Source organism: Streptomyces sp. NPDC048416, assembly GCF_043200435.1.
Taxonomy (GTDB): domain Bacteria; phylum Actinomycetota; class Actinomycetes; order Streptomycetales; family Streptomycetaceae; genus Streptomyces.
The window spans coordinates 1-11,733 of record NZ_JBICXU010000063.1 but is presented as its reverse complement, the minus strand read 5'-3'; the positions used below and the strand labels follow the sequence as shown (position 1 = coordinate 11,733).

The 11,733-nt window shown below is 71.6% G+C and carries 3 protein-coding genes; all 3 read left to right on the top strand.

Annotated features, from left to right (window positions below; all coding sequences use genetic code 11):
- On the top strand, nt 1-2,455 hold a 2,455-nt coding region (locus tag ACGFW5_RS35080; protein WP_393838414.1), incomplete at its 5' end, for a type I polyketide synthase.
- Between the two features lie 147 nt (nt 2,456-2,602).
- Nucleotides 2,603-7,816 (top strand): type I polyketide synthase, encoded by a 5,214-nt coding sequence (locus ACGFW5_RS35075; RefSeq protein ID WP_393838413.1) that lies wholly within the window; start codon nt 2,603-2,605, stop codon nt 7,814-7,816.
- Nucleotides 7,817-7,911: 95 nt separating this feature from the next.
- On the top strand, nt 7,912-11,733 hold a 3,822-nt coding region (locus ACGFW5_RS35070), incomplete at its 3' end, for a type I polyketide synthase (RefSeq protein WP_393838412.1).

Here is an 11,733-nt window from a genome sequence, read left to right as displayed (position 1 = left end):
CGCCCACCCCATCCCCCTCACCAACACCTACGAACAACTCGCCACCCAGGGCTACCACTACGGCCCCACCTTCCAAGGACTCAAAGCAGCCTGGAAACACAACAACACCATCTACGCCGAAGTCACCCTCCCCGAAACCACCCACCACGAAGCACACACCTACACACTCCACCCCGCCCTCCTCGACGCCGCACTCCACGCCAACCTTTTCGACGAGCGGGACGAACGGAACGAGGGGGACGAGCAGGACAGCTCCGCTGGGCCGCGGCTTCCCTTTGCCTGGGCCGGTGTCACCGTGCACGCGACGGGTGCGACGTCGCTGCGCGTGCGCGTGACCTCTCACGGTCCCGACGAGGCGTCGGTGCTGGCCACGGACCCGAGCGGCGCCCCGGTGGTGTCGGTGCGATCGCTTGCCGCGCGTGCTGTCAGCGCCGGCCAGCTGACGGCGGCAGGGGCTGAGGACGACGCCCTGCTGCGGCCGATCTGGAGCGAGCGGGCCGGGTGGTCCTCGGTCGGCGAACCGGCCGGTGACTGGGCCGTCGTCGGTGCAGGCGATGGCGACCGTGTCGCGGCGATGATCGGCGAAGCAACCGAGGTGTTCCCCGACCTCGCGACACTCAGGGCGGCAACCTCGGGGCCCGTACCGGATTTCGTGGTTCTCAGCTGTATGGACAGCGATGCCGCCGGGGGCGCGGCCGGTGACGCCCGTGGTGAAGCGGCCGACCTGCTGGACCGGATGCGCGCCGCGACGACGCGGGTGCTGGCCGTCGTGCGGGAGTGGCTGGCCGATCCGGCGTTCGCCGACTCCCGGCTTGTGATCCTCACCAAGGGCGCGGCCGGCCCCGACGCCGCGTCCGGCTCGGCCGTGGATCTGGCCCGGGCTCCCCTGTGGGGCCTGGTGCGCGCCGCGCAGGCCGAGCACCCGGGCGCGCGGCTGCTGCTCCTCGACTGGGACGGGCAGGGCGGCGAAGGGGCTGCTTCCACCGGTCGGCTCCTGCGGGCGGCTGCCGCCTCCGACGGAAGCGAACTCGCCCTGCGTGACGGCATGTTGTACGAGCCTCGCCTCGCACGCGAACAGCAGGGTGCCGCGCACGCGCCGGTGGTGAACCGCTGGGACCCGGAAGGCACCGTACTGATCACGGGCGGAACCGGCGGTCTCGGCGCCGCCGTCGCCCGGCACTTGGTGACCCAGCACGGCGCCAAACGACTGCTGCTGGCCGGCCGTCGTGGCGAGAACGCCCCGGGGGCGCTCGAACTACGCATGGAGCTCGCCGAGTTGGGGGCCGAGACGATACTTGTGGCGTGCGACGTGGCCGACCGAGCCGCGGTGGAGAAACTGCTCGCCGACATCCCGGCGCGTCACCCCCTGACCGCCGTGATCCATACGGCAGGCGTGGCCGACAACGGCCTGATCGAGACGCAGTCGGCGGGGAGCCTGGACACGGTGTTGCGCCCCAAGGCGGACGCGGCCTGGCATTTGCACGAACTGACGCAGCATCAACCCCTGTCCGCCTTCGTGCTGTTCTCGTCCACCGCAGGGCTCCTCGTCGGAGCGGGACAGGCCAACTACGCGGCCGCGAACGTCTTCCTCGACGCGCTCGCCCGCCACCGCAAGACGCAGGGGCTGCCAGGCCTCTCGCTCGCCTGGGGTCTGTGGTCGCAGGCCCAGGGCATGGCGGCCCAGCTGGCCGAAGCCGATCTGGAGCGCCTGCGGCGGATGGGTATGCGCCCGCTGCCCACCGACCGGGCGCTGGCCCTGCTGGACTCGGCCATGGCGGCCGACGACGCCCCGGTGCTCGTACCGGTCGGCCTGGAGACGGCGGTGCTGGGCTCGCCCGGCGGACCGGTGCCCGCCCTGCTCCGTACGCTCGTACGCACCCCGATGCGCCGCGCGGTCCCTGCGGCGTCAACCGACGTGCCGTCGCCGCGTCTTTCGGAGCGCTTGTCCGGACTGGCGGAAGCCGATCGGGCCCAGCTCCTGCTCGATCTGGTCCGGGACAACGCCGCCGCGGTACTCGGCCATGGGAGCGGCCAACTCATCGACCCGGAAAGGGCGTTCAAGGACATCGGATTCGATTCGCTGGCCGCCGTCGACCTGCGCAACCTGTTGAACGCGGCCACCGGCCTGCGGTTGCCCGCGACCCTCGTCTTCGACTTCCCGGCTCCGGCGGTGCTGGCTGCGCACCTTGCGGCCGAGCTCGTACCGGACGCGCCATCGGGCCGGTCCCTGTCCGTCGAGATCGACCGCCTGGAATCGGCGCTCCTCGCCTCGGCCCCCAATGACGCCGGGGACGACGGGGAGTTCACCGAGGTCGCCGCACGCCTGGAGGCCCTGGCGCGCACCTGGCGGGACCTGCACGGTCCCGCGTCGGCCGCCGATGTCCGTACGGACTACGAGTCGGCGACCGACGACGAGCTGTTCGCCGCTCTGGACGGCGAGCTCGGACTGTCGTAGCGGGGCGCGGCCCGGCCGCGCCGGCGAAGACACCGTCGACGCGGCCGGGCAGCCCCATACGGCGCCGGCCCCCTGTACCCCGCACCCCGTAGATCCGCATTCCTGTCCCCGCATCGCTCGACAGACCTCAGATTGGCTCAGACACCGATGGCGAACGACCAGAAGCTGCGTGACTACCTGCGGCGCGCGACGGCTGATCTCCAGGAGACCCGCCGCCGCCTGCGCGAGGTGGAGGACGGCAAGCACGAGCCGATCGCGATCGTCGCCATGGGCTGCCGTTATCCCGGCGGTGTCACATCCCCCGAGGACCTGTGGCGGGTGGTGGATGAAGGCACCGACGTGGTCGGGCAGTTCCCCACCGACCGGGGCTGGGATATGGACTCCCTGTACGACCCGACGCCGGGCCGTCCCGGCCGCAGCTATGTGCGCGAAGGCGGGTTCCTGTACGACGCCGCCGACTTCGACCCGGTGTTCTTCGGCCTCAGCCCCAGGGAGGCGCCCGAGACGGACCCCCAGCAGCGGCTGCTGCTCGAAACCAGCTGGGAGGCGTTCGAGCGCGCGGGCATCGACCCGGCCACCCTCAGGGGCAGCAGGACCGGTGTGTTCGCCGGGCTGATGTACCACGACTACGCCGGTGGCAGCACGGCAGGCAGCCTCGTGTCCGGCCGGGTCGCCTACACCTTCGGCTTCGAGGGCCCCGCGCTGACGGTCGACACGGCGTGCTCGTCGTCGCTGGTGGCACTGCACCTGGCCGCGCAGGCGCTGCGCAACGGCGAATGCTCGCTGGCACTGGCCGGCGGCGTGACCGTGATGGCGGGCCCCGAGATGTTCATCGAGTTCAGCCGGCAGCGGGGGCTGGCATCGGACGGACGCTGCAAGTCCTTCGCCGGCGCGGCCGACGGCGCGGGCTGGTCCGAGGGCGTGGGCGTGCTGCTGGTGGAACGGCTGTCGGACGCACGGCGCAACGGGCACCCCGTACTGGCGGTCGTACGCGGCTCGGCCGTCAATCAGGACGGCGCGAGCAACGGTCTCACCGCGCCCAACGGACCCGCCCAGCAGCGTGTCATCCGTCAGGCCCTGCGCAACGCCGGCCTCTTCGCCAAGGATGTCGACGCGGTCGAGGCACACGGCACCGGCACCGTACTGGGAGACCCCATCGAGGCGCAGGCTCTCCTCGCCACGTACGGCCAGGACCGGCCGGCCGAAAGCCCCCTGTGGCTCGGCTCGGTGAAGTCGAACATGGGGCACGCGCAGGCGGCCGCCGGCGTCAGCGGGATCATCAAGATGGTGCAGGCGATCCAGCACCGGACGCTGCCCCGCACCCTCCACGTGGACGAGCCGACACCGCAGGTCGACTGGAGCGCGGGCAACGTACGGCTGCTGACCGAGCCGGTCGCCTGGCAGAGCGAACAGCCGCGCAGGGCGGGCATTTCCTCGTTCGGGCTCAGCGGCACCAACGCACACGTCATCATCGAGGAAGCCCCCGCGGAAGTGTCCGCGGGAGCAGGACCGGTGGCAGCACCGGGGCAGGCGCACGGGGAAGCAGGACCGGCACAGGCACCCGCCGGTGGGGCACCGGAGGCGCGCGTGGCGGCCTCGGCGCCCGCCGAGCCCTCCGCTCCGGTCGCCTCCGTCGTGTCCCCCGCACGAGCGCTTCCGTTCCTGCTGTCGGCACGGGACGACCGGGCTCTGCGCGAAGCGGCCGGCCGGCTGCGTGCCCGTGTCGCGGGCGCCGGGCCGGACACCGCGGACACGGACGCGGACGTCGCGTTCTCCCTGGCCACCGGCCGGACCACCTTTGACCGAAGGGCAGTCGTCGTAGCGGACGAACGAGACGACCTGCTGCGCCGACTGGACGCGTTGGCCGCGGGCGAGGACACCGCGGGCCTGGTCCTCGGAACACCGCAGGGACCGGGCGGCCGCACCGCCTTCATGTTCACCGGCCAGGGCGCCCAGCGCCTCGGCATGGCGCGGGAACTGTACGCGTCCGAGCCCGCGTTCGCGACCGCGCTCGACACGGTCTGTGACGCGTTAAACCCGTGGCTCGACCGGCCCGTACGCGACGTGATGTGGCAGTCCGGGGAAGCCGCGAGCACGGAGGGGCAGGCCAGGGGGCAGGCCCGGGGACAGGTTCGGAGCGACAGCGCAGGTGCGACGGACGAGCTGGACCGTGCGGGCCACGCACAGGTCGCTCTCTTCGCCGTCGAGGTCGCGCTGTTCCGTCTGCTGGAAAGCTGGGGCATACACCCCGACCTGCTGATCGGCCACTCGGTCGGGGAGATCGCCGCAGCGCACGTCGCCGGCGTGTTCACACTCGCCGACGCCTGCGCACTGGTCGCCGCCAGGGGCCGGCTGATGCAGGAACTGCCCGGCGGTGGCGCGATGGTCGCCGTCGAGGCAACCGAGGAGGACGTACGCCCGCTGCTCGGCGAACGGCTTGCCGTGGCCGTCGTCAACGGTCCACGCGCCGTCGTGCTCTCCGGTGACGAGGACGCCGTGCTGCACGCGGCGGAACACCTGAGGGAACAGGGCCGCAAGACGTCACGCCTGCGCGTCAGCCACGCCTTCCACTCGCCCCGCATGGACCCGATGCTCGCGGAGTTCCGCACGGTCGTCGCAGGACTGCCGATGAGCGAACCACGCCTTCCCGTCGTCTCCAACCTCACCGGAAAGCTGTGCGCACAGGGCGAGTTGACGACCGTCGACTACTGGGTGCGGCATGTGCGCGAGACCGTCCGCTTCAGTGACGGCATCGCCACCCTGCGCGAGAACGGCGTCAGCACCTTCGTCGAGCTGGGCCCCAGTGCCACACTCACCGCCCTCGCCCGCCAGTGCCTGCCCGACGAAGCCGACCAACAGGGCGTCGCCTTCGTGCCGGTGCTGCGCGCCGACCGCCCCGAGCCGCAGGCCCTGACCACCGCACTCGCCGAGCTGCACGTACGCGGCACGGCGATCGACTGGCCGGCCGTCGCCGCGGGCTGGGGCGGGCGCAGGGTGCAGCTGCCCACCTACCCGTTCCAGCGGCAGCGCTACTGGTGGGAGGGCGAAGCCGCCGAAGGCTCCGGCGCGGCGGACGGCCCGTCGGGTTCGGTGCCCGGCAGCGCCGGCGACGCCGCCTTCTGGCACGCCGTGGAGCGCGCCGACACCAGCACACTCGCCGAAGCACTCGGCGCCGGAAACGCCGCCCAGCGGGACTCGCTCGACACCGTGCTCCCGCTGCTCGCGGGCTGGCGCTCCCACCGCGTGAAGGAGGCGACCGCCGACGCCTGGAGCTACCGGATCGACTGGCAGCCCCTCGCCGAAGCCACCCCGGAAGCCGCCGCCACGGCCGGCAGCTGGCTCGTCGTGGCACCGGAAGGACCGGACGCCCAGGACTGGGCCGACCGCATCGCCGAAGCTCTGCGCACCCGCGGCGCGCAACCGCAGCTCGTCACCGTGGACGCCACCACCCTTGCCTCCCTGGCAGACGCCGAGACGCAGACCACCGCGGCGGCCCGGACCGGCGGCGCCCGGGCCGAGCTCAGGGACCGGCTGCGTACCGCGTCCGACGCGGCCTCACCAGTACGCGCGGTGGTTTCCCTGCTGGCCCTGACCACCGGCCCGCACGGCCTGACCGCCACTGTCGCGCTCGCCCAGGCGCTGGGCGACCTCGCGATCGAGGCACCCCTGTGGTGCCTGACAAGCGGCGCGGTGGCAGTGGGCGGCGCGGAGCAACTGCCGCACCCGGAGCAGGCGCAGGTGTGGGGCATCGGCAGAGTCGTGGCCCTCGAACAGCCGCAGCGCTGGGGCGGCCTCGTCGACCTGCCGCCGACGGCCGACGAGCGGACGGCCACCCGCCTGGTCTCCGTACTCGCCCGCGCACACACCGGTCAGGAGTCCCCGCCGGAGGACCAGATCGCCCTCCGTGCCTCGGGGACCTTCGGCCGCCGACTCGTCCACGTGCCCGCCGACACGAGCATCGCCGGCACCGGCGCACGCGACGGCGCCACCGGCGAGGGCTGGACGCCGCACGGCACCGTCCTGATCACCGGCGGCACCGGTGCGCTCGGCGCGCACGTGGCCCGCTGGCTCGCCCGTCGAGGCGCCGCCCATCTCGTACTCACCAGCCGGCGCGGCCCCCAGGCACCGGGAGCCCCCGAGCTGATGGCCGAACTCACCGCACTCGGCGCCCGGGTCACCGTGGTCGCCTGCGATGTCGCCGACCGCACGGCCCTGGCCGCGCTGCTCGAAGAGCTGCCCGAGGATCAGCCGCTCACCGCGGTGATGCACACCGCCGGTGTGCTCGACGACGGCGTACTGGAGTCCATCACCCCGGGACGACTCGCCGGCGTCCTGCGCCCGAAGGCCGAAGCCGCCCGGCACCTGCACGAACTCACCAAGGATCACCCGCTGACGGCGTTCGTCACCTTCTCCTCGATCGCCGGACTGCTCGGCAGCGCGGGACAGGGCAGCTACGCCGCCGCGAACGCCTACCTGGACGCACTCGCCCAGCACCGCACCGCCCTGGGCCTCGCCGCGACCTCGGTGGCCTGGGGCCCCTGGGACGGCGGCGGCATGGCAGCTGAAGACGCCTCACAGGAACGCTCCTGGTGGCGCGGCGTGGCCCCGATGGACGTCGACATCTGCCTGACGGCCCTCCAGCGGGCCCTGGACCGCACGGTGGCCTGCGTCGGCGTCCTGGACGCCGACTGGCCACAACTCGCTGCCGGATTCACGGCCACCAGGCCAAGCCCGCTCATCGCGAACCTCCCCGAGGTGCGTACCGCCGCTGCCGGCACCCACGGCGGCCCCGCCGCCCCGGCCGAAGCGGCTTCGGACCTCGTCGTCCGGCTCGCCGCCCTGCCCGAGAGCGAACAGCGCCGCGAAGTACTGGACTTGGTACGCGGGCAGGTGGCACTCGTCCTCGCCTACGACAGCGGCAGCACGGTCCAGTCCAGCCGTGCCTTCAACGAGCTCGGATTCGACTCGCTCACCGCCGTCGAACTCCGCAACCGGCTCAGCACCGTCACGGGCCTGAAGCTCCCGGCCACCCTGCTCTTCGACTACGCCAACCCCGACGTGCTGGCCGGACACCTGCACGGCGAGCTGTGCCCGAACGGGGAGGCCCGGGCCGTACCGGTGCTGGCCGAGCTGGAGCGCATCGAATCGGTGGCGGCGGCCCTGTCCGTCGAGGAGATCGAACGCAGCCGGATCAGCCACCGGCTCCAGGAACTCGTCACCCGGCTCAATGCGCGCACCGACGACGCCGGCGAGACGGGGACGACAAGTCCCGCAGGCGGCCCCACCGTCGCCGACCGCCTCGACTCCGCGTCGGCCGAAGACGTCTTCGACTTCCTCGACAAGGAACTCGGGCTCTCCTGAGCCGCTGTCCGCTCCTGCACACCTTCACTTACCACCCCACTTCCCGAACCTCCCGCATGCGCAGTTCCCGGGAAACGACACACGGCGAGGCCCTGATGGCGAACGTGAACGAAGCGAAGCTCCTCGACTACCTCAAGCGGACGACCGCGGACCTGCATGCCACGAAGCAGCAACTGCGGGCGATCGAGAACGCCGGGCAGGAGCCCATCGCCATCGTCGCGATGAGCTGCCGCCTGCCCGGCGGCGTGCACTCGCCCGAGGAACTGTGGCAGCTGCTCGCCGCAGGCGCCGACGCCATCGGGGACTTCCCCGAGGACCGCGGATGGGACACCGGGAACACCGGGAACACCGGGAACACCGGGGACACGGCGAACACCGGGGACGCCACAACCGGTCCGATCACCGACGACGGCACGGACTACCCGCGCAAGGGCGGATTCCTTTACGACGCAGCGGAGTTCGACCCTGCCTTCTTCGGCATTTCGCCGCGGGAGGCCCTGGCAATGGACCCGCAGCAGCGGCTGCTGCTCGAAGCCTCCTGGGAGGCGTTCGAGCGCGGAACCATCGCGCCCGACTCGCTGTGCGGCGGGCGCGTGGGTGTCTTCGTCGGCACCAACGGCCAGACGTACTTCGACCTGAAGCTGCCGGAAGAGGCCGAGGCCTACATGGCCACCGGCAGCAACGCGGCCGTCCTGTCCGGCCGCATTTCCTACGTACTGGGCCTTGAGGGACCGGCCGTGACCGTGGACACGGCGTGCTCGTCGTCCCTGGTGGCGCTGCACCTCGCGATCCAGGCACTGCGCAAGGGCGAGTGCACCCTCGCGCTCGCGGGCGGCGCGACCGTGATGGCGACCCCCGGCCCCTACATCGCGTTCAGCAAGCAGCGCGGACTCGCGAGCGACGGCCGCTGCAAGGCGTTCTCGGAAGCGGCTGACGGCACCGGCTGGTCCGAGGGCGCGGGCATGCTCCTGGTGGAGCGGCTGTCGGACGCGCGACGCAACGGCCACCCCGTGCTGGCGGTCGTACGCGGCTCCGCCGTCAACCAGGACGGCGCGAGCAACGGCCTCACCGCACCGAACGGGCCGTCCCAGCAGCGCGTCATCTGGGACGCCCTGGCAAACGCACAGCTGTCGGCGGACCAGGTCGACGTGGTCGAGGCGCACGGTACGGGCACGGTTCTGGGTGACCCGATCGAGGCGCAGGCGTTGCTTGCCACGTACGGTCGTGATCGTGCGGCCGAGCAGCCGTTGTGGCTGGGTTCGGTGAAGTCGAACCTGGGGCATACGCAGGCGGCGGCGGGTGTGGCGGGGATCATCAAGATGGTGATGGCGATGCGTCACGGTGTGCTGCCCAGGACGCTGCATGTCGATGCGCCGTCGTCGAAGGTGGACTGGTCGGCGGGTCATGTGCGGTTGCTGACCGAGGAAGTGGAGTGGGACGGTACGTCGCCGCGTAGGGCGGGTGTGTCGTCGTTCGGGATCAGCGGCACGAACGCCCACATCATCCTTGAGGAGGCCCCGGCAGCGGAGCCCACCGAGGAGCCGTCTACCGTCGAACTCCCGGCTGGCGCAGGCGCGTTGGCGCTCGTGGTTTCGGCCGGGAATGCTGCGGCGCTGAGGGCTCAGGCGGTGGGTGTGCTGGGTCTGCTGGAGGATGCGGAAGCTCCTGATCCGGTGGATGTGGGGGTGGCGTTGGCTTCGACGCGTGCGCAGTTGGAGCATCGTGCGGTGGTTGCGGGGGCGGGGCGTGAGGAGCTGGTTGCCGGGTTGCGTGCGCTGGCTTCGGGTGAGGAGGCCGGGGGTGTGGTGCGGGGTGTCCGTGCGGAGGGCCGGCTGGGCTTCTTGTTCACCGGTCAGGGTGCGCAGCGGGTGGGTATGGGGCGTGAACTCGCTGCCGCCTTCCCGGTGTTCGCTGCCGCTCTGGACGAGGCATGTGGCCACCTGGACATCCAGCTCGACCGCCCGCTGAAGGAGGTTCTGTTCGCGGAGGCGGGTTCGGCTGAGGCGGGGCTGCTGGACCGCACCGAGTACGCCCAGCCTGCGTTGTTCGCTGTTGAGACCGCGTTGTTCCGGCTTGCGGAGTCGTTGGGTGTGCGGCCGGATGTGGTGGCGGGGCATTCCATCGGTGAGATCAGTGCGGCTCATGCGGCGGGTGTGTTCTCGCTGGCTGACGCGTGTGCGCTGGTCGCGGCACGTGGCCGGCTGATGCAGGCGCTGCCCGATGGTGGTGTGATGGCGGCGGTGCAGGCGACCGAGGATGACGTACGCGCCATGCTCGACGGGGTCGAGGACGCGGCGATCGCCGCCGTCAACGGGCCCCGTGCGGTGGTTGTTTCGGGCACGGCCGACTCCGTCGAGAAGGTCGTGAAGGCGGTGCGAGCCGCGGGCGGGAAGACCTCGCGTCTCACCGTCTCGCATGCTTTCCACTCGCCGTTGATGGATCCGATGCTGGAGGAGTTCGGGGCTGTCCTGTCCGGGCTCACCTTCAGCGAGCCCCGCATCCCGGTCGTCTCCAACGTGACCGGACGTACCGCCACACCCGGCGAACTCACCACCCCCGCCTATTGGGTCACCCACGTACGCGAGGCCGTGCGTTTCGCCGACGGCATCCACACCCTCGCCGCAGAAGGAGTCACCACCTTCCTGGAGATCGGCCCCGATGCGGTCCTCACGGCCATGGCCCCCGCAGCCCTCGCCGACGACACGACCACCACGTTCATACCCCTCCTGCGCCGCAACCGGCCCGAACAGAACGAAACCCTCACCGCGCTCGCCCGCCTGTGGACCAGCGGCCACACCGTCAACTGGCCCGCACTCCACCCCACCAACGGACCCACCCGGCCCGTCGACCTCCCCACCTACCCCTTCCAACGCCAGCACTACTGGATCAAGAACGTGGCGGACGTCGGAAACGTCGCCTCGTTCGGGCTTGATGCCGCCGATCACCCCTTGCTGGGCGCGGCGACGATGTTGGCGGACTCCGATGGGGCGCTGTTCACCGGGCGTCTCTCTCTGGCCGGCCACGCTTGGCTGGCTGACCGCGCCGCGGTCGGCTCGGTCGTCTTTCCGGAGACCGGGTTCGTGGAGTTGGCGATCCGGGCGGGGGATCAGGTCGGGTGCGGGTTGTTGGAGGAGTTGACGTTGGAGGCGCCTTTGGTGCTTCCGTCGCGTGGTGGTGTGCAGGTGCAGGTGGTGGTGGGTGCGCCCGAGGTTGGTTCCGGGGTGCGCGCGGTGCGTGTGTTCTCGCGGGGCGAGGACGCGGTGGGCGATGCGTCCTGGACGCGACACGCCACAGGTCTGCTCGCTGACGGAACACGTGACGTCGCGGAAGACATCGACCTCGGTGTGTGGCCCCCGGTGGGCGCCGCCCCGGTCGCGGTCGACACCATCTATGACCGGTATGCCGAGGCCGGAATGCAGTACGGCCCTGTGTTCCGCGGCCTCAAGGGTGCCTGGCGGCAGGACGATTCGCTGTACGTCGAGGTCGCGCTTGACGAGCAGACGGCGAAGGATGCCGAGCGGTTCGGTCTGCACCCGGCCGCCTTGGACGCGGCCTTGCAGGGCTTGGCGCTCCTGGCCGCCGCGCCCGGTGACGATACGCCCATGGGGCTGCGCCTGAACGCGGAGTGGCGCGGTGTCACGCTGCATGCCGCCGGTGCGTCCGCGCTGCGCGTACGGTTGTCCGCGCTGGGTGGGGACAGCTTCGAGGTCGACATCGCCGACGCCGTCGGAGCGGCGGTCGCCTCCATCGAGTCGCTGACCGTCCGGCCCATCGAAGCGTCCGAGCTGGCCGATGGCGCCCGTGCCGAGTTCCACGAGTCGTTGTACCGGGTGGATTGGGTGCCGGCCGGAGTGGCTGGAACGGCGGGTTCGGCGACTACTGCCGCGGTGCCGGACGGTTCGGTTGTGGTGGTGGAT